Source organism: uncultured Flavobacterium sp. (genome assembly GCF_963922255.1).
In the GTDB taxonomy this organism is placed as follows: domain Bacteria; phylum Bacteroidota; class Bacteroidia; order Flavobacteriales; family Flavobacteriaceae; genus Flavobacterium.
Genome location: NZ_CAWUIC010000002.1, coordinates 1 through 26,083 on the forward strand (window position 1 = coordinate 1; position 26,083 = coordinate 26,083).

Annotated in this window: 25 protein-coding genes; 11 read left to right on the top strand and 14 right to left on the bottom strand. The window is 28.0% G+C overall.

Annotated elements, in window-relative coordinates; translation table 11 throughout:
- The first annotated feature begins 143 nt into the window (after positions 1-143).
- Entirely contained in the window at positions 144-851 is a 708-nt protein-coding gene (locus AABJ49_RS02055) for a methyltransferase (RefSeq protein ID WP_338375681.1), read from the top strand.
- Here the strand turns inward: AABJ49_RS02055 and AABJ49_RS02060 are convergent.
- From AABJ49_RS02060 to AABJ49_RS02090, 7 genes are all read right to left on the bottom strand, one after another.
- Positions 826-2,151 carry an HlyD family efflux transporter periplasmic adaptor subunit gene (locus tag AABJ49_RS02060; protein ID WP_338375683.1) on the bottom strand — a complete coding sequence of 442 codons (1,326 nt, stop codon included), beginning with the start codon at positions 2,149-2,151 and terminating at the stop codon, positions 826-828. The two genes, AABJ49_RS02055 and AABJ49_RS02060, sit on opposite strands and share 26 nt — an antisense overlap.
- 87 nt (positions 2,152-2,238) lie before the next feature.
- Positions 2,239-4,437 (bottom strand): peptidase domain-containing ABC transporter, encoded by a 2,199-nt coding sequence (locus AABJ49_RS02065; protein WP_338375685.1) that lies wholly within the window; start codon positions 4,435-4,437, stop codon positions 2,239-2,241.
- Between the two features lie 13 nt (positions 4,438-4,450).
- Positions 4,451-5,296, bottom strand: coding sequence for a thiopeptide-type bacteriocin biosynthesis protein (locus AABJ49_RS02070; RefSeq protein WP_338375687.1), 846 nt, complete (start codon positions 5,294-5,296; stop codon positions 4,451-4,453).
- Positions 5,297-7,465, bottom strand: coding sequence for a lantibiotic dehydratase family protein (locus tag AABJ49_RS02075; protein WP_338375689.1), 2,169 nt, complete (start codon positions 7,463-7,465; stop codon positions 5,297-5,299). It lies immediately after the preceding gene.
- A 2-nt stretch (positions 7,466-7,467) separates the two neighbouring features.
- Entirely contained in the window at positions 7,468-9,138 is a 1,671-nt protein-coding gene (locus tag AABJ49_RS02080; RefSeq protein WP_338375691.1) for a S8 family serine peptidase, read from the bottom strand.
- An 8-nt stretch (positions 9,139-9,146) separates the two neighbouring features.
- Positions 9,147-9,356, bottom strand: coding sequence for a hypothetical protein (locus AABJ49_RS02085; protein WP_338375693.1), 210 nt, complete (start codon positions 9,354-9,356; stop codon positions 9,147-9,149).
- A gap of 127 nt (positions 9,357-9,483) precedes the next feature.
- Positions 9,484-11,106 (bottom strand): helix-turn-helix domain-containing protein, encoded by a 1,623-nt coding sequence (locus tag AABJ49_RS02090; protein ID WP_338375694.1) that lies wholly within the window; start codon positions 11,104-11,106, stop codon positions 9,484-9,486.
- Between the two features lie 539 nt (positions 11,107-11,645).
- On the opposite strand from AABJ49_RS02090, the gene AABJ49_RS02095 reads away from it, so the two are divergent.
- The 7 genes from AABJ49_RS02095 to AABJ49_RS02125 all read left to right on the top strand — a co-directional run bounded on the left by AABJ49_RS02095 (position 11,646) and on the right by AABJ49_RS02125 (position 17,291).
- Complete coding sequence (locus AABJ49_RS02095; RefSeq protein WP_338375696.1) at positions 11,646-12,218, top strand: hypothetical protein; 573 nt, start codon at positions 11,646-11,648, stop codon at positions 12,216-12,218.
- A gap of 54 nt (positions 12,219-12,272) precedes the next feature.
- The gene (locus AABJ49_RS02100) at positions 12,273-12,998 is read left to right on the top strand and encodes a hypothetical protein (RefSeq protein WP_338375698.1); all 726 of its coding nucleotides are present in this window, start codon (positions 12,273-12,275) and stop codon (positions 12,996-12,998) included.
- A gap of 4 nt (positions 12,999-13,002) precedes the next feature.
- Entirely contained in the window at positions 13,003-13,236 is a 234-nt protein-coding gene (locus AABJ49_RS02105) for a hypothetical protein (protein WP_338375700.1), read from the top strand.
- 60 nt (positions 13,237-13,296) lie between these two features.
- Positions 13,297-13,722, top strand: coding sequence for a hypothetical protein (locus AABJ49_RS02110; RefSeq protein WP_338375702.1), 426 nt, complete (start codon positions 13,297-13,299; stop codon positions 13,720-13,722).
- A gap of 52 nt (positions 13,723-13,774) precedes the next feature.
- Positions 13,775-14,905, top strand: coding sequence for a hypothetical protein (locus AABJ49_RS02115; protein WP_338375704.1), 1,131 nt, complete (start codon positions 13,775-13,777; stop codon positions 14,903-14,905).
- Between the two features lie 253 nt (positions 14,906-15,158).
- A complete protein-coding gene (locus AABJ49_RS02120) occupies positions 15,159-16,337 on the top strand; it encodes an acyl-CoA dehydrogenase family protein (protein WP_338375706.1) in 1,179 nt (392 codons plus the stop codon).
- 171 nt (positions 16,338-16,508) lie between these two features.
- On the top strand, positions 16,509-17,291 hold the full coding sequence (locus AABJ49_RS02125; protein WP_338375708.1) for a DUF3050 domain-containing protein: 783 nt from the start codon (positions 16,509-16,511) through the stop codon (positions 17,289-17,291).
- On the opposite strand, the gene AABJ49_RS02130 is transcribed toward AABJ49_RS02125, so the two are convergent.
- Positions 17,288-18,136 carry a carboxypeptidase-like regulatory domain-containing protein gene (locus AABJ49_RS02130; protein ID WP_338375710.1) on the bottom strand — a complete coding sequence of 283 codons (849 nt, stop codon included), beginning with the start codon at positions 18,134-18,136 and terminating at the stop codon, positions 17,288-17,290. The genes AABJ49_RS02125 and AABJ49_RS02130 overlap by 4 nt on opposite strands.
- 115 nt (positions 18,137-18,251) lie before the next feature.
- Between AABJ49_RS02130 and AABJ49_RS02135 the strand changes: the two genes are divergently transcribed.
- Positions 18,252-19,154, top strand: a complete 903-nt coding sequence (locus AABJ49_RS02135) for a metallophosphoesterase (protein WP_338375711.1) — start codon at positions 18,252-18,254, stop codon at positions 19,152-19,154.
- 52 nt (positions 19,155-19,206) lie between these two features.
- Here the strand turns inward: AABJ49_RS02135 and AABJ49_RS02140 are convergent, their stop codons facing one another.
- Genes AABJ49_RS02140 through AABJ49_RS02150 form a run of 3 tightly spaced genes read right to left on the bottom strand, consistent with a single transcriptional unit; the run spans position 19,207 to position 22,919 of the window.
- On the bottom strand, positions 19,207-19,665 hold the full coding sequence (locus tag AABJ49_RS02140; protein ID WP_338375712.1) for a DoxX family membrane protein: 459 nt from the start codon (positions 19,663-19,665) through the stop codon (positions 19,207-19,209).
- Positions 19,666-19,680: 15 nt separating this feature from the next.
- Entirely contained in the window at positions 19,681-20,787 is a 1,107-nt protein-coding gene (locus AABJ49_RS02145) for an HmuY family protein (protein WP_338375714.1), read from the bottom strand.
- 20 nt (positions 20,788-20,807) lie between these two features.
- Positions 20,808-22,919 (bottom strand): TonB-dependent receptor, encoded by a 2,112-nt coding sequence (locus AABJ49_RS02150; RefSeq protein ID WP_338375716.1) that lies wholly within the window; start codon positions 22,917-22,919, stop codon positions 20,808-20,810.
- A gap of 113 nt (positions 22,920-23,032) precedes the next feature.
- Here AABJ49_RS02150 and AABJ49_RS02155 point away from each other — a divergent pair, with 113 nt between their 5' ends.
- Both AABJ49_RS02155 and AABJ49_RS02160 read left to right on the top strand, forming a co-directional pair.
- Positions 23,033-23,923 (top strand): DUF6607 family protein, encoded by an 891-nt coding sequence (locus AABJ49_RS02155; protein WP_338375718.1) that lies wholly within the window; start codon positions 23,033-23,035, stop codon positions 23,921-23,923.
- A gap of 5 nt (positions 23,924-23,928) precedes the next feature.
- Positions 23,929-24,276 (top strand): DUF6686 family protein, encoded by a 348-nt coding sequence (locus AABJ49_RS02160; protein ID WP_338375720.1) that lies wholly within the window; start codon positions 23,929-23,931, stop codon positions 24,274-24,276.
- 36 nt (positions 24,277-24,312) lie between these two features.
- Here AABJ49_RS02160 and AABJ49_RS02165 read toward each other — a convergent pair whose 3' ends face one another.
- The 3 genes from AABJ49_RS02165 to AABJ49_RS02175 all read right to left on the bottom strand — a co-directional run bounded on the left by AABJ49_RS02165 (position 24,313) and on the right by AABJ49_RS02175 (position 26,025).
- Complete coding sequence (locus AABJ49_RS02165; RefSeq protein ID WP_338375721.1) at positions 24,313-24,642, bottom strand: ferredoxin; 330 nt, start codon at positions 24,640-24,642, stop codon at positions 24,313-24,315.
- On the bottom strand, positions 24,642-25,700 hold the full coding sequence (locus AABJ49_RS02170) for an NAD(P)/FAD-dependent oxidoreductase (protein WP_338375723.1): 1,059 nt from the start codon (positions 25,698-25,700) through the stop codon (positions 24,642-24,644). Before AABJ49_RS02170 ends, AABJ49_RS02165 begins: the two co-directional genes overlap by 1 nt.
- An 85-nt stretch (positions 25,701-25,785) precedes the next feature.
- Complete coding sequence (locus tag AABJ49_RS02175) at positions 25,786-26,025, bottom strand: NifU family protein (protein ID WP_338375725.1); 240 nt, start codon at positions 26,023-26,025, stop codon at positions 25,786-25,788.
- Positions 26,026-26,083 lie beyond the last annotated feature (58 nt).

Consider the following 26,083-nt stretch of genomic DNA (forward strand, 5'->3'; position numbering starts at 1 on the left):
AAGGATTGGTGGAACTTTATTTATAGTGTTCAGTGTTCAGTGTTCAGTGTTCAGTAATTAGTTTTCATCTACAATATTAGTTACGTAGAAGTATGATTTTTTATTCTAAAATCAAAAATCGTTAATCTTCAATCAAAAATCAAATGTTTAAATTCAAACAATTTTCTGTAGAACAAGACCGTTGTGCCATGAAAGTGGGTACAGATAGTGTTTTGCTAGGTGCTTGGTGTCCTATTGACAACAACCCAAAAACAATTTTAGACATTGGTGCTGGAACAGGGATTTTATCATTGATGTTAGCACAACGAACAAATGCTGATCAAATTGATGCTGTGGAGATTGATGAAGATGCTTATGAGCAATGTGTTGCAAATTATGAAAATTCTCCTTGGAGTGATCGCTTATTTTGTTATCATGCCGCTTTGGACGAATTAGTTGAAGATCCTGAAGATGAATATGACATTATTATTTCCAATCCACCATTTTACGCTGAAGATTTTAAAACCGACAATACTCAAAGAGATTTAGCTCGTTTCCAAGATGCCATGCCTTTTGAAGAATTGATTGAAGCAGCAGATTTATTATTATCAGAAAATGGCATTTTTGCTGTAATAATTCCTTTTAAAGAAGAAGAATGCTTTCTGAATTTATGTGCTGAAGTAGAACTTTATCCTGTAAAAGCAACACATGTTAGAGGTTCACACAAAACTCCAATAGTTAGAAGTTTATTAGCTTTTAAACGTTACGAATTATCTGTTTTGGTAGCTGATGAATTGGTTATAGAAATCAATCGTCATGAATATACTGATGAATATATTAATTTGACTAGGGATTTTTATTTGAAGATGTAGTAATTTGACTTGGTCTGTTAAAAACATCTCTAAATTGATACAATAATCGTTCAATCAAGCGCAAATCTTCAGTAACTATATCAGCTGTTCCTGACATTTCTTGTTGGAAAATTATTTTCTTTTCGTAGGAAGTTTCAATACCATTGGGCAATGAAATATCGATTAACAGATTTCCTTCTTTATCAGGTGTTAGGGAAATAGATTTTACTTTCCCTTTTATAATTCCAAATTCTCTATCTGGAAAATTAGCCAATCTAATATTTACATCTTGATTCACTTTTATTTTTCCTGAATTTTGAGCTGGTGCTTTTACTTTTCCTATGTAATTTTTATTGTCTGTTGGTACAATCGTGAAAACTTGCTCTCCAGCATTAATAGTTTGGTTTTCAACCCATATTTGCATGAATGAGACTTGTCCTTTGACAGAAGAACGCAATACATAAGCTAATTCCCAATCATTTATAGCTTTTTTAAGTTGATTAAAAGATTGCAATACATTTCTAAGTAAGTTGATATTTTCTTTTGTTTCATTTACTCTTGTGTTTCCAGAGTTTCGATTTAAATCATTAATTGAAGAACGCATTTGTGATAATTGTGAACTTATATTTTTAACATTTTTTTCAGTTTGAAGATAATCCCTTTTACTATTTTCTGATTCTTGAGCAGAGATAACACCTTTTTCAAATAAATGTTTCTGTCTTGCAAATTCTTTCTTTTTCAATTCTAATTCTTCAATACTTATTTCGTATTGTTGTTCAGCTATTAATAATCTTTCTTTTAGTTGATTTAATTCTAAACTTTGAGCATTTTTCTCAATTGAAAAGGGCTTTAAGTCTCTATTTAAATCATAAGCAACATAATCTTTTTCAAAAATGGTGAATGCGTTTTGAATTTCACCTAATTGTAAAACCGAAAACTTCTCGAATGGAAAATTAAATTGAGTTTTATTAATTGAAATTGTATCTATACATTCTTTCAGTTTAAAAACATCATTATAATTTGCTGTGTTTTCTATTATGGCTAATGGTGTATTAGGTTTAACCTCTACTCGATCTTCTACTAGAATTTTATCTATTTTCCCACTTGTTCTTGATACTAATTTTTCAGGTGGATTTTGAGTTGTTATCGTAATTTGTGTAGCAATCATATCAGGATATTTGATAACATAAGCAAACAACATTACTATCAAAAGGATTACTAATATAATGATATTTCCCCATCGAATCATCCAATGTGGTACGCGAGTCAATATTTCTTGTACTTCTTCGCTTCTTAATTCTATGTCTTGATATTCTGGCATTTTATTATTTTTTTACCACAGATTACACGGATTTTCTAGGATTTTTTTCTTCAAATATCCAAAATCGTTACTCAACATTCTTCAATCTTATGTTCCTAACTGCAATTGATTCTTTACTAATTTAAAATAACTTCCTTCTAAGGCAACTAACCCATCATGTGTCCCTAGTTCAATTATTTTCCCTTTTTCTAAAACTACTATTTGATCTGCATTCATCACAGTACTTAAGCGATGAGCAATTACAACAACAGTTTTGTTTTTGAAAAAGATGTCTAATTTCTCCATGATTTCTTTTTCGTTATTGGCATCTAAAGCGCTAGTTGCTTCATCAAAAAACAGCATTTCTGGATTTTTATAAACTGCTCTTGCTATTAACAAACGTTGCTTTTGCCCTGTACTCATTCCAACTCCTTCAGAACCAATTTTTGTGTTATATCTCAATGGATAATCTTCTATGAATTCTTTAATATTGGCCACATCAGCTGCATATTGTAATCGTTCTTTATCAATAACATCTTCACCAATAGCAATGTTATTTGCAATGGTATCATTGAATATAAATCCTTCTTGCATTACTGAACCGATATGATTTCTCCAAGCTTTTTGAGTGATGTTGTTCAATGAGGTTTTGTTTACATTAATTTCCCCTTTTAGAGGTTCATAAAACTTCAATAATAATTTCATTAAAGTTGTTTTTCCACTACCACTTGTACCAACAATGGCTGTAATTTTATTGGCTGGAATAGTCAAATTCAGATTTTCTAATACATGAATATCTGAACCAACATATCGAAAAGATAAATCTTTAATCGTTATATCAGCATCTTTTGGAATTTCTTTTGTTTTTTCGGAATCGTTTTGGGTTTCATCTTCTTTTTCATGAATTTCGGATAAACGTGCTAATGATATTTTAGCATCTTGTAATTCGCGAATAAATCCAATTAATTGCACAATTGGTCCGTTTAAATTTCCAACAATACTTGTAATAGCCATCATCATACCTAAAGTAATTTGTCCGTCAATAACTAATTTGGCTGATAAGAAAATGATGATGATATTTTTTAATTCATTGATAAAATTAGAACCAATGCTTTGTGTTTGTTCCAAAACCAAATTTTTCATAGAAACTTTAAAAAGTCTTGCTTGAATGTATTCCCAACCCCAACGTTTTTGTTTTTCTGCATTGTGAAGTTTAATTTCTTGCATTCCATTAATCAATTCAATGACTTTACTTTGTTCTTGACTGACTTCTGAAAATCTTTTATAATCTAATTTTTCTCTTCTTTTTAGGAATAAAGTTACCCACAGAAAGTATAAAAAACTTCCAATAAAGAATACAACAAAAATGGATAAATTATAATAAGCTAGAACAGCTCCCATAATTATCATATTAATAAAAGAAAATAAAACACTTAATGAAGATGTGGTTAATATTCGTTCTATTCGATGATGATCGTTGATACGTTGCATGATATCTCCAGTCATTCTGACATCAAAATATGAAATGGGTAAATTCATTAATTTGATGAAAAAATCGGAAATTAAAGATATATTTATTCGAGTTGAAAGATGAAGAATTATCCAACTTCTTATTAATTCTAAAGCTGTTTTTCCAAAGAATAAAAATAATTGAGCAATTAAAACCAAGTAAACAAAATGAATATTTTGATTTTGAATTCCTACATCCACAACACTTTGTGTTAAAAACGGAAAAATCAATTGTAATAGACTTCCCGCAAAAAGCCCGATGATTAATTGAACAATAAATGATTTGTATCTTAAAACATATTTTGACAACATTCCGAAGCCAAAAACTTTTTTATCGTCTTTGTCATCATTTTCTTTTTCATAAAAATTTGGTGTTGGTTCTAGCAATAAAACAATTCCTTCTTTTGTAGTTTCGTCTGCATTATTTCCTATCCAAAATTTAATGAATTCCTTTTGATTGTATTCTAATAATCCATGAGCTGGGTCTGAAATAAAATACTTGTCTTTTTTAATTTTATATAAAACTACATAATGATTTTTATTCCAATGTAAAATACATGGTAAAGGTGTTTCATGTAAATCATTGGCACATAATTTAACCCCTAAAGTTCTAAAACCAATATTTTCTGCGGCATCACTTAAAGTTAATAAATTACTTCCTTCACGAGTGGTTTCTGACAACTCCCGTAAGGTTTGAATATTAAGTACTCGATCGTAATGTTTGGCTATTATTTTTAAACATGTTGGTCCGCAGTCTTTGCTTTCTGTTTGGGTGTAATGGGGGAAATTCTTTAACATTGAAATTGAATCATTAACTTTTAAAAAATTGAGTTTTATAAAATCTATGCAAATGATCATAAATAATCAATTCATATTCGCGTTGTCTAGAAGTGTATTGTCGATTTATCATCATATGAATTTGACTATTCAAATAAGAAAAAATATCAACTTCTAAATTTTCAATTAATATTGGAATGCTTCCTTTTAATTTATTTGATTTGCAATCAATTTTTTCAAATAGTTGAAAATACTCTTCTTTATCTTTTTCTAGGACTAATTCAATTTCATTAGAAAGTTCTCTATAATGTTTGTCTAATTCTTTTTTTAAATTTTTATCTGCATTAAATTCAAGCTTAAAAGATAGTTGCATTGAATTTAATAAGTTTAACTTTTCAAGATTAGAAAGTTCAAATAAATTTAAAAAACTATCAATAGCTAAAAAGCTGAATAATAGAATAGTGGTTTCATTTGAAAACTGATTTTTTAAACTTAAATAATTTAACATTAGTGCGCTATCTGTCTCAAAAATAGTTTCTGTTTCTTCATAAGTTGAAACACCGTATCTTTCTAACTCTCTAACGTAAGTATCAGTTTGAATTTTCCAAATAATATTTTGACTCTGAAGTTCTTCAAAGGTTTGTTGAAGAATTTTTGTAACTTCATTAAGATTTGAATTTTTAAATAATAAAAATCGCAGTCTAATATGATTTTCAGGATCATTGTAACGAATAAAAAACCACTTTTTTATTATTTTATTTTCTTTTAGAAATTTAATTTTTTTATTAAGGTGTTCTAATAATATAATATCGGCAGTTTTTACACCACAATAAATTTTATAGTACAACCATTCGCTACCTATATTAAATTCTCTTTGCATTTAATTACTATAATATGAAATAATAAATTGATTCACATAATCATTTTTTTGTTCATCTTTTACAACTGAACTATCAGTAAATAAAAATTCTTCGAGAGTGATTTTATTGTTCATTTCTTTTTTAAGCAAATTATAACAAATTTCTTTTTCTAAATCTAATAATAAAGTATTATCTCCTTTTACAATATTTACATACTTTGGTAAAAGTTTTTTAATTCTCCAATTTTCAAAATCATTAAAAGTTTTAATTGATTTTAATTCGGTTTCGGAGATTAACCATCTAGCTTTAGACAAAATAACGTCTTGGTATATAACCCTTGGAAAATAAGTATAGTGATTTTTTAAAATTCCCCAATTAAACTTATAGACAGGGTTACTTTTTTGTCCTTGCAACTCACATAAAAACTGATATATTGGTAAAGTATTATTAGTATAGTTATGAGCATTAGACAAACAAGGAATTATTTCTTTATTTAATTTTGTTGATTTAAGTACAATTTTATTGTGCTTAACGGAAATTGTCAAATCATTTATTTCAATTTGATTTTCAATAGGCAAAGTACTATTAGATAAATAAGGAATTTCATAAGCTCTTAGAACTGGTCTTCTTAAAATATTTCCTGTTCTAGATTCTGGAATGTGAGCAATCTCTGCAAGTACAACATTTTCATTTAATAATGTTTCTTTCTCAATTATTTGATTTGCTAGATTATTAATTTCAGAATTACCATTACAAAATCTTCCAATTAGTTTCGAAGCACTAAAATTTCCTAATGAATCTAAAATAAGTACTTCTTTATCTTTTTGATTTATAATTTCTATCATTGCAGAAAATGTAGAAGGAAGGTTAAGTGTTTTAGAATCTATATTTTTGAAATCCTCTTCTTTTAAATTAATAAAGGTTTCTTTATTAGAAATACAAGTTTGCAATTTATGTTCTAAAATATATTCATTAGAAGTCCAATTTTCTGTTGATTCTTTTGATTTTCCTCTTGAGATATTAAACTTATCCAAAATAGGATGCGAATCATTTATTCCTAAATTTTGCAAATATCCAATTCCTGTTACGGTATCTAAAACTAAAGCCAAAGGCATTTCTTTATTTTCATACCTTTTTTGAAAAGCATTTTTAAAATTTTCTAAATTTTGATTAGGATATAATTCTTGAATATTGCCCAAAAAAGCAATGGCTTTATTAAGTTTCTGTATGTTACTTTTACTCAAAGTATGTGATACTGTTTTTGTATACAAATCGGATTGTAGTAAATACTTTTCTTCAAAATCTATTTCTAATTCCTTTATTTTTTCATGAATAAAAGTTATATTTTTATTATTAAAATCATGAGGTTGTTTTAAAGATTTACAGACTTTATTAATTTCGTTTATTGTTTTATATTTTTTATCTACAACATTAGTGTTTTTTAAAATTTCAATTACACGTTCTACTTCATCTTTACCTGTAACAGTTGCTTCTAAATTGTTTACTAAAATTTGATTATTAATTAGTTCTCCTATGAATACTATTGCTTCTTCTTTTTCAGATTCTGAATCAATTATTAAATTTGCCAAATCTTCTAAATTTAAACCTAGTTTAGATTTATCTATAATAATTTCTAAAAAAAGATTCTTACGAACAGAAGAAATACTATGCTCTCTTTTATTATCTACATATTTATACTCAACATATCTATAAAAATCTCCAATACTATAAAGTGAAGTATTTGGGAAATAAAGTAATTGTTTTTGTAAGCTTTTATTTTGACTAAGTTTTTGTACTAATGCAATCCAAAACTGCATATCAAATTGGGTATGAGTGTATAACTCATTAGAAAGAAGGATATTTGTTTCATCAGCAATATTTCCAGTAGTACATCCAGCAAATAAACCAAAAGGAGTAGCTCTAGATGACATGCGAGCTATATATTTTAATAAAGAAAGTTCTAAGTTAGTAGCTTTTTCTTTTGAATAAATACTTGGATTTTGATTGTGTTTTTCAAGTTCTTGAATTAGTTCTGGTGAAGCAAGTTTTATTGCGTTTTTTACAATTGATTTTTCAACTGTTTTGCATAATTTTTGGGATGAATAATCTTCTAATAATGAAGTGTAAAACGAAATAGGTAAAGTCGAAGTTCTCAATACATAGGTATTAAAATAGGAAATATTATTCATTTCTATTTTTTATTCTTGCTCAATTTTTCTGCCATTTTCATAGCATTGTAAGTATTGAGTATTTTACCTGTTTTACATAGTTCTGAAAAATGAATTAATTCATCTTTTGTTCCGGGTTTAATTACCATTTTATCAATTACCACACCACTTTCTAAAATTATATTTTTTAATTCTTGCACGGTTAGGTTTGGATAATACAACCAGATTAATGCTGCTGTACCAGAAACCATAGGAGCAGCTAAAGATGTTCCCGTGTCATATTTGTATTGATTATCAGGTATAGCAACATATATTTCTTCTCCAGGAGCGAAAATATCTACATTTTGTTTTCCATAATTTGACCGTTTATATAGAAAAAAATTATTTGTTCTTTTAGAGAAACCACCTACATTGATAAAATTTGATGCAAACTCTTCTGATTCTCCATAGTTAACATCATTTGGATAATAAGAATAAGCATCTAAATCATTACTATTATTACCAGAACAGTGAATAATTAAAACATCTTTACTTTCAGCATATTTTATTGCTTGTGTAACCCATTCTTGTTTTAATGAAAATTCTTTTCCAAAAGACATATTGATAACTTTAGCTCCATTATCAACAGCGTAATAAATTGCCATTGCAATATCTTTATCGTGCTCATCACCTGAAATTGATGTTACTAGTGGCATTATCTTAATATTTTGATGGAAGCCTTTAGTTCCTTTGTTGTTTATTCTATTTCCAGCAATTACACTTGAGACCTCAGTGCTATGGTCTTGAAGTTTTTTAAATGAATTAACAATATTGTTCCCATAACCCTTTTCAAGTATCTCGGGATTATCTTTAAAAAACTTTCTATCAATAAAATTAACATTTAAATTTTGTTCTAGTATTGAGTCCATTTGAGACTTTGAATAAATAACATCTTCTAAAGTTTTCTCATTATTCTGATAACAAACTCTCATATAATCTATAAGTGCTCCTAAATCTTTATCATTATCATTTCTTCTTTGCCAAAAAGGTTTGTCGTTTATTTTCTTTAAATTATATAAACTATCTAAGTCAGATAAACTATAATCTTCATTTGGAAAAAAACGCTTAAGAGTATCCTTAGATTCTTCAAAAACATTTAAATTAAAATCAATAGATTTCATCAAATTAGAGTAATAATTTATATAGTATTTTAAATATTCTTTTGCATGTTTATAATTACTATACTCACTTTTTAAGTCTTTCGAAATTTGTAATTCTTCTTTATCCTTGAATATAGTATCCCATTTTTGAATAACTCTCACATATTCAAAATTACCATAAATCAAATAACCTCCATTTGGTTTGCCTACAAAATTCCAACCATTTATATCATCAATATAACCATTGTTGTCATCATCAATACCGTTGTTAGGAATTTCCTTTTTGTTGATCCACAATTGACCTTGTAAATCTTCTTGATTTAAATCTATTTGAGTATCTAAAACAGCAACTATTATTTCATTATTGGTTTCTTTTCTTCTGTTCTCTAAATACCACTTATCTAATGAAATTCCTAAAATGCTGTCTAAAGCATAATCTTTATAATACCAATTTTTATTAAAATTGGTATTATAAAGATCTAAACTTTGTTTATTTATTGAAGAACAACAAATAAACAAAGTTGAAAATAACAATATTTTTATTTTTTTAAACATCAACTTCTTTAAATAGTAGTTTTTGGTTTGTCAGGGTTCTGAGAAATTGTTGGTTTTACTGGATCATTACCTCCTGCTCGACCTGTTCCATCAGGATCATTTGTATCAGTTGTAGTGCAAATATTAGAAGAATCCCCTCCAGAGATAAGTCTAAGGTTGTTTAATTTTGCTACTTCAAATTTTTCAAGGGAGAATTTTTTGTTTTCATTTGTTTTCATTTATTTTCATTTTTAAAAGTTAATGAGCCAAATATAAAGTAATCTATTAATAGAAAACATCTAAAATTTTACATGTTACACGTAATTCATGAATGTCGTGTTGTTTTTATTATTAAAAATTAATAAATTACAACTCATTTAATTTTTTTATAAAATATGAAGGTTTAATCCCAGTTCGTTTAAAAAAAGCTTTTGAAAAAGATTCTCCAGTATTAAAACCAGTTTCTTCAGCTATTGCAATAATAGTATATTTACGTAAATTTTTATTTATTTTTAACTCGTTTACTATATAATCAATTCTCAAGTCATTTATATAATTGACAAAACTTTTTCCTTTTTTTGTGTTTATTATTGAAGAAAGATATTTAGAATTTGAGTTGAATTCTTGAGCTAAACTATTAATAGTAATATTAGCTTTTAAATAGTTTTTATTTTGCTCAAATTTGTTTAATTCAATTAATATTAATTCTATAATTTCATTTGAAATGCCTAAATTTTCATTTTTTATATCAACATTATTCTGATTTTTTTCAATTTCTAGGTTTTTATTTTCTTGATTATTTGAATCTACTATACTCTCAAATCGTTCTTTATAAATACTTTTTAATCGACTTTGTCGAATTCCAAAAAAAGCTACAAAAAACAAAACCAATAATAAACAAATTATTAAATAATAAACATTGTCTTTTTTTCTTTTCAATTCTAAAATTAAATTTTCTTTGTCTTCTAATAAATGTGGAAAATCATATTTGTCTTTTAATAATTTATTCCATTTTTTATATCCTTTTTGTAAAGTGCTATCAATCTTCATAAAAGTAGTTAAATATTCTAACTGCTTTGTTTTATCTTTTTTGTTTTTATAATAGGATATTAGATAATTATAACCACTTATAAATTCTGGTTTAATTTGTTTAGTAGTTTGATATAAAGAATCAACTTTTTTATAATATTTAATGGCCAAATCTTCATTTCCAAGACCTTCATAGCATCTTCCAAAATAATAATATGAAGCTAGGATATTACCATTGTCTTTATTTTTTATCATAAAAGGATATCCTTTTTTAATACTATCTAAAGCCGTTTCAAAAGAATTATTTATTACTTGATTAGCTCCTTCATTTAAAACAAATAGGTTTTTTGTATATTCATCATTTGTTTTATTTGAAATTATATATCCTAATCTATTATAATAAGTCGATGAATCAATATTTTTGATTGACTTATGAGCATCCGCAAGTACAAATAATAATCTTTTGTAAGAATACGAATAATATGGATCATTTAAATCTTTTTTTTTCAAGTATTTTTTATATTCTAAATATAAATCTAATGCTTCATTTACTTCTCCTAGTATTTCTGATTTAAAAACCCCTATTAAATATTTTGTTTTATAATAATTATCATAGTCATCTCTATCTTTTGCATATTTTTCAGCTTTAAGATAATTTATTATAGTTTTTTCATATTCGTATAATTGTGTATTTAATTTAGCTTTTTCATTATATGCAATAATTGGAAAAAAGAAATCTCCTTGATTATAAGAATATTTAATTACACTATCTAAATAACTCAAAGATTTAATCTTATCATTTTTTCGGTCTAAAAGTGAGAATAAATAATAACCCCTTGCGATTTCAATCTTATTTTTTTCAGAAACCCCTTTATTAACATAAAAATCTGCTATTTCGGCTTGAATAATTAAATTATCGTCATAATCAAAAAACATGTCGTATATATCATTATATCTCATCTTCTCCAACTCTTTTTGAGTTTGAGCATAAGAGAAAAGATTAAAGAGTATAAATAATACTAAATAAAAAATTTTGTTTAGAGGCATTTAGGGAATAATAAATATTTTTTTGCTAAAATAACGCTTTAAGTTTGAAATTTATTACATATTTCAAAAAAACATAAATCGCTTATATTGAGGTTTTTGGTTAAATTTTTTTTATGTAATTCATGAATTTCGACTCGAAATTCATGAATTGCGTGTTACTTTGTTTGCAAAACAAAAATTACCCTACTAAATTTGAAAAATCAAAACGAAACAAATTTTAGTTTTGTTTTGATATAAAATGTTGGCCACTATAAAAAAGGATGTTTAAGCTATTATTTACCTTAAAAAAAGAGCACAAGTTATCGATAACTTATTTTTAATGAAACATCATAACAAGGAAAGGTTGGCTTTGTTGTAGTGTAAGAGAAAACCAACCATAAAAAAACAGCCACCTTATATAATGTTTTGACGGACATAAAAAGTGACTGTAATAATATTAAAAAACAAATATAATGAAAAAATTAATTTTTGGCTTAATTGCCGTAGTGATTTTTGGAATGAATGCTAATGCTCAAGAACCCTCTAAAGAAGAGGCAAGAACCTATGCCGCAAAAGTAATGGTTGAATTTAAAAATGCATTAGAGCCTTCATATAATGATTCAAGAAGTTTTGAAGAATTTATAAAAAACTCTACTGGGCCTTATAGTCCTCAAGGTATAATGACCAAAGAAGGAATAAATATGTTAAAGGTTGCGTATAATTATTTGTCAAACAAAACTAGTAATGATAAAATTATTGAATCTTATGATGGCACTGAAGTTGCACTTGCATTTAAATACTTACTAGACAACTCTAGTAAAGATGAAGGAGAATTGTTTGGAATATCTATTAGTAATACAAAGAACACTGGTGGAAAAGGAGGGCCTTCAGTTGACTTCGACAAAATATTGAATGATTCAAATAATAATTTTAGATGCTGTTTTTTTTGTTTAAAATGCCATTTAACAACTGTTTTTGGTGAAGAAGGAGGAACTGCCGTACTAAATGCTATTGTTGAAGCCATTATTAAAGCAATACTAGGTTAATAAACCAATGAGTTGCTAAAAAATATTTTTGGCAACTCATTTTAATATTATATTATGAAATATTTTTTTTCTTTTATTCTTTTTTTTTCTTTGTTAAGTTGTAAGTCATCATTAGTTAATTATGCTTTAGAAAAAAAAGGTATTTATGATGATAAAATAACTATTAATAAATTTAATAGAGATAATTCTGAGGTTTGTTTTTTTGAGATGGCTCATGTTGGAACTGATTTATTCTATAAAGATTTGAAATTAAAGATTGATTCTTTAGAAAAATCAGGGTTTTATTTTTATTATGAACTTATAAAAAAGAGCAATAGTTCGGATAGTATAAATAGGAAGTTTATTAAACTTACAAAAATTCCATTTCAAAAAGATGGCTATATGGGTTCTTTAGATTCGATTTTTAAGAAAGAAAAAATTAAACTAAAAAAGAACCTTATTAGTCAGCCTGAATATAGTTTACTTGGATTATCCAATGAAAATAGTGCTAATGTAGATTTATCATTAGCAGAAATTATTAACTATTATGAGAAAAAATATCAATTAATTATATTAGAGCCCTGCGATTTCGAAGTTTCAGTATATGAATCTCCAAAGTGTCCTTTAGATTTAACAAAAGACATTAGAGATGATGTAATATTAAATTCTAGAAATGAAGAAGTATTAAGACAAATTTCAATCGAAAAAAGAAAGAAAATTGCAATTATCTTCGGCAAAGGACATTATGAAGGAATTAAAGAAGGTTTGTTGAAAATAGGTTACAACGAAGTTATTGAATAACAAAATGAAAACTAATCCCATTAACTGGTTTAATAAACCAACAAAAACACAATTCTTAATCATTCTATTAATTTGGATAGTTTCTATTTCAATGCTGATAATAGGAGTTACAGATTTATTTAAAAAACCCTTGCCTTTAAACATATTACTCTTATCCGTTATTCCATCATCTTTAATTGTATTAACGGTAATGATTAATTTTATTAAAAATAAAAAAGATTTAAAAGAAACAAAATAACCTGTTTGTTTGAGAACTTTAGATTGAACCTTTTTTTTAATTTTAAAACCTAAAAAAACCATGAAAAAAATAATAATCATGGCAATGCTAATGCTATTGCCACTGCTCACTATTGCCCAAACAGAAGGCAAAATTATTTACATTGAAGATGCTAATCATTTAAAAGATTGCAAAGGTGGAACTGGTCGTTGTTTGGGTTCTGTTTTTGAACAATCAAATGAAAGAACAACAGCCGCTGTAACTAAAATATCTAAAAATCAATTAGAAGTTACATTAGATAAAACAGGTTTTAGTGCTAAAGAATGGGAAGAAATGTTAACTAATAAAGTTTTCCCTATTGATGATGATAGTAATATTACTATTGACGGAGAACTTTTAAGAACTTTAGCCATTGAAACTAAATATAATACTATAAAAGCAAAGAATTATAGTGTTACTTTAAAAAGTGAAAATGCAATATTTATATTGGAGCTTGTAGAACGCTAAATTGAAAAACCAATTTTCAATCTCACTACTTAATCACTTAAAATATAAAAAGATGAAAAATATAGTAGTACTTTTTTTCTTAATTTATAGTACACAAACTTTTGCTCTTGATTCTTTTGACAAAGAAACGAACAAGGTAATTCATGAGATGTATATAGAAATTAAGGGAACTCAACTAAAATATGATTTACAACTAACTGCGATTCAAAAACAAATTGATGGAGTTAATTCTAAATTAATTTTGACAAAAATAATGGAAGAGAAATTAGAATTACTTATTCTAAAAGACCAACTTAAAGAAAATTATCAAAAAACGCAATTAGACAATATTAGTGACATTTCTAAGATACGTTATATAAAAGGTTTACAAATCATTAAAATATTATACGAAAAAGTACTGAGTTTAGATCATCATTTTGCTTCTGTAAGAACTTTTTCAGAAATATCTAAAATGGCAAATCCTAATCAGTATCCTGAATTTGAAAAGGTAAAACAATTGGTAAAAGATAAAAGAGACAAAAAACAAGGATTTGATTTAACTTCTGTTTTAGGAACTAATACGTTGGTTTCAGTTATTAATACGTTTTCAAACATGATGGTTTCTGGTTTGTCTAAAGAAGAAAAAGAAGCAGAATTAGCCAAAATAGATTGTATTTTAGATTTTACATTGCGAATGCAAACAGATTTAAATACAATCTATTTTGAAACTGCCTATTTGCAAGCTTCTAATAATTCAATAAAAAGTGACATTGAAACCTTGTTTAAAGATTATACAAAATCTATTAATTATATAGTGAGTTTAGAAGAATGTAGAAATAATGATGATTGGGATAAAGTAAGTAGTCAATTAGATGCATATTTAATAGCAATGGAAAAAGCAGAAGGTGTACAAAAGAATAAAATGCTCATCAATCTTGAATTTCCTATTGATAGATTAATTCAGTTTATTACACAATATAATAACTTTATAAATGAAGGTGAAAAATTTTATCAAAAATTTAGTATTATTCTCAACAGTTATGAAAACGAAAAACAGTGTGAAAGTAAATTACCTTTAGAATATAAAAGACTAAAATCTGATATTGACATAGCTATTGATAAATTTAATGTAGCTTATAGACCTGTGGAAATAAATGGAACAAAAATGAAAGAAATATTATATGGAATTAATGAGTTTCAATAGATTTACAATAATAGTAAATTCAATTAATTCATAGACTTCTTAGATAAAAAATTTAAGAAGTCTATTTTATTTATGGATAAAAAGAACATGTTTGTAACATAGTAAAAGATAATATAATAGAAAGCTTGAAAAAACTTCAAAAAAATTATAACATTCGTTCTTTAATTTGTTAAATTTCTTTACGTAAATTTGCAAACGATTTCGTGAGTCATTTTACGATATACATTATACAACAATACAATATACAAAAGATATGAGACCAGATTTATTTCAAGCACCTGATTACTATAACTTAGACGATTTATTAACCGAAGAACACAAATTAGTTCGTGATTCTGCTCGTGCATGGGTGAAAAAAGAAGTTTCTCCTATCATTGAAGATTATGCTCAACGTGCTGCATTTCCTAAACAAATCATAAAAGGCTTGGGAGAAATTGGTGGTTTTGGTCCTTATATTCCAGAAGAATATGGTGGAGCTGGTTTAGACCAAATTTCTTATGGTTTAATCATGCAAGAAATTGAAAGGGGTGATTCTGGTGTTCGTTCTACATCTTCTGTTCAATCTTCATTGGTAATGTATCCAATTTGGAAATACGGAAACGAAGAACAAAGAAAAAAATATTTACCAAAATTAGCTACTGGAGAATTCATGGGTTGTTTCGGGTTAACTGAACCTGATCATGGTTCAAATCCTGGTGGAATGACTACTAATTTTAAAGATATGGGTGATCATTATCTTTTAAATGGTGCAAAAATGTGGATATCCAATGCTCCTTTTGCTGATATTGCTGTTGTTTGGGCAAAAAACGAAGAAGGAAGAATTCACGGTCTAATTGTAGAAAGAGGAATGGAAGGTTTTTCAACTCCTGAAACACATAATAAATGGTCGCTACGTGCTTCTGCAACTGGTGAATTGATTTTTGACAATGTAAAAGTTCCAAAAGAAAACTTATTACCTAACAAATCTGGTTTAGGTGCTCCTCTTGGATGTTTAGATTCAGCTCGTTATGGAATTGCTTGGGGTGCTATTGGTGCTGCGATGGATTGTTACGATACAGCTTTGCGTTATGCAAAAGAAAGAATCCAATTCGACAAGCCAATCGCTGGAACGCAATTACAACAAAAGAAATTAGCTGAAATGATTACTGAAATCACTAAAGCACAATTGTTAACTTGGAGATTAGGTGTTCTTAGAAATGAAGGTCGTGCAACAACAGCTCAAATTTCAATGGCTAAAAGAAATAATGTAGACATGGCAATCAATATTGCTCGTGAAGCTAGACAAATTTTAGGTGGAATGGGAATTACTGGTGAATATTCAATTATGCGTCATAGTATGAATTTAGAATCTGTAATTACTTATGAAGGAACTCACGATATACATTTATTGATTACTGGAATGGATATTACTGGAATTCCTGCATTTAAATAAGAAATTCCAAAAAGAAAATTCCAAATTCCAAAAGTGGAAATATTTAAATTAAACAATAAATAATTTTTATATAAAATGCTTCTCGTTCTCAGGAAGCATTTTTACTTTTGTAAAGCAATTAAAACCATTTGGTTTGGTTTTTGCGTATATTTTATTAGAAATCGAAACATCATGAATACAACTACAATAAATAAAGTCATAAATCCTTATAAAGAGCAATTATTAAATCATTCTTTGTATGACAACGTGAAATCTATTGAAGATTTACATCATTTTTTAGAAAATCATGTATATGCTGTTTGGGATTTTATGTCTTTGTTAAAAGCACTTCAAAACACGTTGACATGGACGACTACTCCTTGGATGCCTATTGGAAATCCAGAAATTCGTTATTTGATTAATGAAATTGTAGTAGCTGAAGAAACGGATTTGTCTTTGGATGGAAGACGCGAAAGTCATTATGAAATGTATTTGGATGCGATGAATCAATGTGGCGCAAAAACCTCTGAAATCAATGCGTTTTTAAGAGAAGTTGAAAGCACCAAAAACATATTTGTTTCTATAAAACAAAGTAGTTTACATCCAAATGTGAAAGCGTTTTTAGATTTTACTTTTAGAGTAATCGAACAAGGAAAACCTCATGAAATTGCTGCTGCTTTTACTTTTGGAAGAGAAGATTTGATTCCGAATATGTTTACTGAAATTTTAAAGAATTTTCAAAATAATTTCCCTGAAACGGATTTGTCTAAATTGATTTATTATTTTGAAAGACATATTGAATTAGATGCAGACGAACATGGTCCAATGGCTATGCAAATGATTGATGAATTATGTGGAACAGATGAAAAAAAATGGAAAGAAGTAGAAATTGTTTCTATTGATGCTTTGGAAAAAAGAATTGGTCTTTGGAATGCTATTGAAGAACAAATTCTACATTCTGAACTGACTTGTTAATTGGTTAATTCTAATTGAATACCTAAAGACAAATATGTATTTACTTTCCATTCACCATTGCTATAATTCCATGTATCTTTTACTTCTTCAGCATCTGACATTCTAAATAAAGGTTCATAAATAGCATATCCTTTAATTTTAAATTCTGCATAATTTTCTTTAGATGCTTTTGTTCGATTATGTTCAATTTTTGGCACTTCAATTCCTATAAATAATCCATTTTCAGGTATTTCTAATTTTAAATCTGAAATATCAATTTTAGATAAATTGCTTCCTTTTTTTGGCCTAAATAAAACATTTTCTGAAACTAAATAATCCTTTGGCTTTCCACTTTCGTCAACATTGTAAAAGTGAAGTAAAATGAAAGCTTCAGGATTTAATGAAAATGTATATAAATTAATTGAACTTAAAAATGGTGTGTTTTCATATTCAATTTTGTATGGAATAAATTTAGCTGTAATTGTTATTAAATTCTGCTCAGAAGAAGACACATTATACTTTGCTTTTTTAATCTTTTTTGATTTAGACTTTATTACTTTCTTAGGTGACAAAACAACTTCTTTCAAGTGATTAACTTGTGGAGTTAAGTAAACTGACTTCACGTTTTCTGTCAATATCATTTTCTTTGTTTCAAAACCAATTGCTGTAAAAATCAATGAATCATTTGTTTTAAAATTTTCAATAGAAAACTCACCATTCTCATCTGTAGAAGTTCCAATTTTAGAAGTTTGTGACCAAATGTTCACATACGGAATTGCTTCTTTTTCAACTGCATTAGATACTTTGATGTTTTGTGAAAACGAGTTGGTACAGATTATTAAAAGTATAACTAAGTATTTCATCATTAAAAATTAAAATTCATCATTGTTAAAAATAGAAAATAATTAAATATAAAATCACTAATTTTGAAATAATCCTTTTTTGGAATTTGTTATTTAAAAAATTGGAATTTTAAAATTTATGTCCTCACAAACCAGATTAGACAAAGCATATAAAGAAGCCAAACGAATAGGTTTTGATAACACTTCAAAATTTATTTTGTTTAGTGATTGTCATCGCGGTGATAGTAGTTTTGCGGATGATTTTGCTAATAATCGAAATATTTATTATCACGCTTTAAATCATTATTTTAAAGAAGGTTATTCCTATATAGAATTAGGTGATGGAGATGAATTATGGGAAAACATGTTTTTTAAAGACATTTTTGAAGCCAATAAAAATGTGTATTTACTAATGCAAAAATTCTTTAATCAAAATCGTTTGCATTTGATTTTTGGCAATCACGATTTTGTTTATAAAAACCCAACCACTGTAAAAAAATTATTGTTTGAATATTTTGACCCAAAAGAAAATAAAAATGTCCCTTTATTTCCTGGCATAGAATATAATGAAGCCATAGTTTTAGAACATAAAGAAACCAATCAAGAATTGTTTTTAGCACATGGACATCAAGCTGATTTTATGAATTCTGTGGGTTGGAAATTCAACCGTTTTTTGGTACGTGTTTTATGGAAACCTTTGCAAGTTTGGGGAATTAAAGATCCAACAAGTCCAGCCAAAAATTATGTTGAATTAATTAAGGTGGAAAGAAGAATTAAAAAATGGATTGCTGATAATGGAAATAAAATCACAATTACTGGTCACACACACAGACCGCGATTCCCAAGTCCGAGTGAAAATGCTTTGCATTATTTCAATGATGGAAGTTGTGTACATCCAAGAAGCATCACTGGAATAGAAGTCGCTGCTGGAAATATCTCTCTAATAAAATGGTTTATTGACACCAAAGAAGATGGAACGCTTCAAATTGTAAAAGAAATTTTAGAAGGACCAGCTCGATTAGAAGATTATAAAAATAAATAAGGCTGTCAAAACTAAATTCGGACAACCTTACTTACTAAAAAACTAACACAACTTAACTAACCTTTACAAGTTCTTTATCAAAGAGCAAAGGTTTCCAAATTTTATAGGTTGAACCAATTAAAACAATATTGGCAATCAATAAAGCTAACGTTTGTAGAAGCTCACCTATTTCATGACCTTCTAAAAAGAGATGAAATAAAAAGATATTTACTGTTAAAGGAATGGCTACAATAGCTCCAATTCTAGAAAAAATTTGGCTTACTAATAAAAATCCTGCAAAGAATTCCATGATTCCTAAGAATGGCCAAAAGAATCCAGATTGCTTCATTCCAAAAATATAATTTTTGATTTTTAAAATATCTTCACTTGGAGCTACTTCTTCTCCACTTTGTACTTTCTCGATAATTTCTGTGGGTTTTGGAGTAGGTTTGAATTTCCCTAAACTTCCATAAATCATAAATCCACCAACATATAAGTTTAAAATAATGATTAAAATTTTAACTGTTTTCATAATTCTATAATTTGATTAGTTTAATATTTTATATTCAAAAACTGGATAACCTCTTTCTCCAGCATCGTTTGTTAAGGCTAAGAATCTAAGTTTATAAAGATTGCCTTCAACATCTTTCACTACATAAAAACGATCGTCTTTTATACTTGGTAAAGAACTTGGTCCACCACCATTTCTCCAATTGGAACCAATAACCCTTTGATCAGTTGCAGAAACTGTAAAATTTGATTCCACCACATTTGTAGATGAAAAACTATTAAATTCTGCTTCTGTTTGTGTTGCATCTGCTACAACAATTTCATAAACTTGTGTTCCTCCTAACATATTTGTAGTTACAAAATCCGAATAATAATAAGTAATATTTGAAGCTCCAAAGGGAAAATAATTAGTAAATCCTGTGAAATTTAAGTCCCATTGATTTTTCTTTGGTTGCACATTTACTGTTTGTCCGTTGTCTAAACTTACAAATACAAAACTGTAATCTGTATTTTTTGAAATGGTAACAGATTGAGCCGTTGTAGCATTTAAATCAGCATATTGCAAAACATAATCGTTGCCTTGTTTAGTGATTCTAATTTTTTTCCAACCACGAGCACCTCCATCAGTAGAAACAGAACCAACTGTTGGTGTTGTTGTTCCAACTTCGTATCCTAAATTCACTAAATAAACTTTGTTATCATCATTATTTGATGAAATTTCAGCAATTGCTGTTCCTTCTCCAGAACCAGCTCCTTGTAAAATACCCGTTGGATTATCAACATAACCCATTGTAGAATAGGTTGAAAATCCTACCGCTACTGATCCATCTTCATTTTGAACTTCTGATATATCTGTAGAAGTTGTTTGTTTAACCGCCATTTTTATGGAACCGTTTATGATAACTCTAAAATCACTTCCAGTAGAAAATCCTAAATCCCATGAATCTCTTGAAATTGCAGTCTGTTGATTAGAACTTAAATCAATATATACTTGATTTTGTTGATTTGGTCCACCTAATAATGGTGACACTACAGCTTCTGAAACTGGAAGAACTCCTTCTTCAACAACAGGATTTGAATCATCACTAGAACATGATGTAAAGACGAGCGTTATTAGTGATAAAATGTAAAATTGTTTTTTCATGATTATTATATTTATGGTTATTAAAAATTTAAATTATAGGTTAGTTTTAAAAAATAACTTCTTCCGTAGGCCAATAAAACTTGAGAAGAAACAGCATGTCCAGCTCCTTGATTTAGGTTAGATTGGTTTACGTTATTTATGTCTAAAAGATTTCTAGCTCCAATAGTAAGTTCTATTCTATCTTTATAAAATAGTTTTCTTGCCGATGCATCTAACCAACTGTAAGGTTCAATTTCTGACAAAACATAGCCATCAGTAGTTGAAATATATTGTTGTGTTTTTCCTGTGAATTTATAGTAGGTTGAAAAGGTAGTTTTCCATTTAGGAACTGTATAAGAGATACTTGAATTCAGATTAAAATTGTATAAAAATTCATCATCTGACACAAATTCTAAATTTTCTATTTTCCTTGATATTCCTGTTAAAGAACCACCTAAAGAAAACTTCCAATTTTCAGATTGAATAGCATTGGACAAAGCAAAATTTATACTTTTAAACTTACTGATGTTGATGTATTCATAAATAGGAGTTGCTCCTTCAAAACCCGTTAAAGCACTTGTAATTCTATCATCAACATTTAGATAACTCACATTAAAATTTGATTTTAATTCTACTTTTTGAGTTAAATCAAATCGTTTTTTTATGCTTGCCTCATAAGAAGTACTGGTTTCTGGAATTAAATCTTCGTTCCCCACAAAATAATGTCCGTCAAAAATAATTTGAGTATAAAGTTCATTAAACGTTGGTGTTCTATATGATTTTCCAATTGAAGCTCTAACTTCATATCTTTTAGGAAGTAACAATCGGTTTCCTAACGAAATCGCGTATTGATTTTCGAATAAAGATTGAAAAGAATATCTTGCTCCAGGTCTAACAGAAAATGATTCTGATAAGTTGATTTCAGAAATGGCAAAAAAATCAATATTATCAATGTTTTTACAAACGTTTTTTTTCTGATTATCTTCTTCGTCAACAATTGCAAACCCATTATTTTTTACAGCTTCATAACCTAATTGAAAATCAACTTTTTTGGTTTTAAAAAAGTTACTTAACGTTCCAATAGAATAGAAAACTTCCATCGATTGGTCTTTTTGTTTGAAATTATTTAATTCAACATCATCAGAAATATTATATCGATAGGATTCAACTTCTCTTTTTTGATACTGATGCGAAAAGGAAATGTTATAATTTAGTTGATTATAAAGTTTTCCTACAGCATTTAAATGATGGTAAAATCTTGTGGAATAATACCTTTCATCATCGCCATACTTATAAGAACCATATTGCGTATTAAAACCCGATTGTGCGGCAGAACCATAAAAATCTATTACTTCATCAAGCCATTCAAATTTGTAAAATACTCTAAATTGATTTTTTTTATACGATAGTAACGCATTGTTTTGCCATTGTTCTTTTGGCAACCAATTATAACCACGAGTTCCATCGTTAATAGTATAGTCTTTTCCGTTTCTTTCTCCTAAAAAACCTTTGAAATCATTTCTATTAGAACCCAAACTCACAAACCAATTGTCGTTAATATTGTGAGAAATTTTCAGGTTTTGAATATGTCTTCCTTCCTCAAAAAGAGCAAATTCTTTTCCAACCGTTTCTTCTTGAACCGTTGCAGTTAAGTTCCATTTTTCTTTGGTAGATTTTTTTGTAATGATATTTAAAACTCCAGAAACAGCATTTGCTCCATGTGTCACACCCATTGATCCTTCAATAATTTCTATTTGCTCAATATCATTTAAATTTATTTGTGATAAATCTGTGTTATTTCCTAAACCCGTTTCATTTACTAAAGGCACGTTATCCACCAAAATTTTAAAATATCCACCATCTAAACCAAACATAGAGACGGTTGATTTACCAGAACTACTACTTGGTCTTACGGTTATGTTTATGTATTGATTTAAAATATTGCCTAAGTTATTTGCTCCTAAGTTTGCTATATCTTCTGCTGAAATAACCTTTACATTATGAACTGATTTTTTTAAAGATTGAGGTTCAATCTGAGCTGTTAAAACCACTTCGTTTAACTGGTTAATTTTTAAGGAATCAACATTTATTTCTTGTGAAAAAATTAAGTTTGAAAAAGTGATAAAAAAGAAAAGAAACAGTAAGTTTTTCATTATTTAGAATTAGTCTTAATAAATTTATTTGTGCAAATATATATGTTATTTTTATTTATTCTAAATTAATTTAATATTTTTGTACCAGAAATTTTAAAACTAAAAACAATATCATGAAAAAAACATTTGCTCTTTTATTAGCAACAATTTCATTATCTGCTGGTTACGCACAAGACAAACAAAAAGACATTGCGTCTATTAAAAAAATGTGTGGTTGTTATGAAGTAGAATTCAATTTTACGGAAACTTTTCAAACCACTAAAGATTCAACTTACAAAGCTTCTCCAACTAAAAAAGATCATGCTTTAGAATGGGTTGAACTAGTAGAAGATTCACCAAGCAAATTGGTTTTACAACATTTATTAATTGTCAATGATGAAATGATTATCAAACATTGGAGACAAGATTGGATGTATGAAAACACAGAATTTTATCAGTTCTTTAAAGACAAAACTTGGAAGTATGAAAAATTAAATTCAAAAGATGTGAAAGGACAATGGACACAAAAAGTATATCAAGTGGATGATAGTCCAAGATATGAAGGAACAGGAACATGGATTCATAAAGATGGAAAAGATTATTGGATGAATGTTACCGATGCTCCTTTACCAAGAAGAGAACACACCATAAGAAATGACTATAATGTTATGGAAAGAAGAAACATTCATGAAATAACAGATTATGGTTGGTTACACGAACAAGACAACCGAAAATTAGTTCGTGATGACAAGGGAAATGACACTGAATTAGCTCAAGAAAAAGGATTAGATTTATATGTAAAAGTTGAAGATTCTAAATGTAAAGCTGCGCAAAATTGGTGGAAAGAAAATGGAGCACTTTGGAAAAATGTAAGAACCAAATGGCAATCAGTATTTGATGCTGACAAAGACATTAACTTAGAAAGTAGCGTAGATAAAAAGCCTTTATTTATGCACTTATTTGACTTAAAACCAACAGCAAGTAAAGGCGAAACAGATAAAATTATCGATTCATTTGTAAAATAAAAAACATGTGCAATCATTTTAGATACTTAACGAAAAATAGAAATGGTTTTTTGGTATATTGTGCCAAATTAAAAGCCTATCAACTTTCTTATAAAAATTTAAACTTCAATCTAACCCCTGAAGAATTGGATAGTTTGTTTATGTATTTAAAAAATATTGATTGTGATTATTGGGAAAAAGAATATGAAAACTCTATTTATCAAAAGAAGATTCCGATACCCACTTTGCAAACTAACTTTATGATCTTGTTAGAACGATACGAAGTCTTTGAACTTTTGGTTTTACTAGATATTACAAAGCCTAAGGAATATCTTTCTATGACTGATATAGATTACCCAATACATTTAAACTAAAAAAAAGCGAGATGAATTCATCTCGCTTTTTTGTTTTTATTGTTCTGGTGCAATTTCAATTTCGAGACCGTCAAGATTTTCATCAATATGAATTTGGCAACCTAACCTACTATTCTCTTTTACATGATAAGCTTCTGACAGCATTGCTTCTTCGTCATCATTGCGTTCTGTTTTTAATACATCATTCAACACATAACATTGACAAGAGGCACACATGGCCATTCCACCACAAACACCTACTGTTCCTTCTTCTGCCAGTTCATAAGAGCGAATTAGTTCCATAACATTCATGTTCATGTCAGTTGGTGCTTGAACTTCGTGTTGAATTCCATTTCTATCGGTGATTTTTATGGTAATATCTGTCATTAGTCGATTGATTTAACCACTGCTTTTTCAGCTTCTTTTCTTGTTCCATCAAAACCATCAACTCCTGAAACAGTTGTGTATTTTAACACATAACGTTTTCCTGGATTGATTCTGTTATAAACACTTTGACACATTAACGTTGCTTCGTGAAAACCACAAAGAATCAATTTTAATTTTCCTGGATACGTATTTACATCACCAATGGCATAAATTCCGTCGATGTTGGTTTGGTAATCTAAAGCGTTGTTTACTTTGATAGCGTTTTTCTCAATTTCTAATCCCCAATTAGCAATGGCTCCTAGTTTTGGAGTCAATCCAAAAAGTGGAATAAAATAATCGGCTTCCACATTCATTCTAGCTCCATTGATTTCAATATCGATAGATTCTATTCTTTCTGATCCACAAAAACCAACTACTTCTGCAGGAGTTATAAGTTTTAATTTTCCTTCGTTTTTTAACTCTTGCACTTTTTCTACTGAATCTAAAGCACCACGAAACTCGTTTCTTCTATGAACTAAAGTTACCGATGATGCAACATTAGTTAAGAAAATACTCCAATCTAACGCAGAATCTCCTCCACCAGCAATTACCACATTTTTGTTGCGATATTTTTCTGGATCTTTGATGAAATAATCAATTCCTCTGTCGTTTTGTTCGTAAAAATCAACATCTTTTAATAATGGTTTTCTAGGTTCAAAAGTACCTAAACCACCAGCAATGGCAACTGCTTTAGCTTTATGTTGCGTTCCGTTATTCGAAGTAACTATAAATGTTCCATCCTCTAATTTTTCAATGGTTTCAGCCGTTTCTCCAAGTGTAAAACCTGGTTGAAATTGCTTTATTTGTTCCATTAAATTGGTTACTAAATCACCCGCTAATACTTCTGGATAACCTGGAATATCAAATATTGGTTTTTTGGGATATAATTCAGCTAATTGTCCACCTGGTTGAGGTAAAGCATCAATAATATGGCATTTTAATTTTAATAATCCTGCTTCAAACACAGCAAAAAGGCCTGTTGGACCTGCTCCAATTATTAATATATCTGTTTCAATCATGTTCTAGTAAGTTGCAAAGTTTTGATATTGCAAAGTTGCAAAGTTAAGCTCAAAATAAATATGATTTTTATCATACTAATTCTGATTATGCTATATTTTCTACGGTTTCAATTTGAGGAACTACTCTTTTAATCGTCGATTCAACTCCAGCTTTCATTGTGCTTTGGTTAATACTGCAACTGTTGCAAGCTCCTTCTAAACGAACTTTTACATGTTTGCCGTCAACAATATCAATTAAGGTAATGTTTCCTCCATCAGATATTAAAAAAGGTCTAATCTCATCTAAAGCTTTTTCAACATTAACTTTTAAATCTTGTTCATTCATATTTATAAATATTTAGTGATTAGTGACTAGTAATTAGTAATTAGCTATTTAAAAGCTG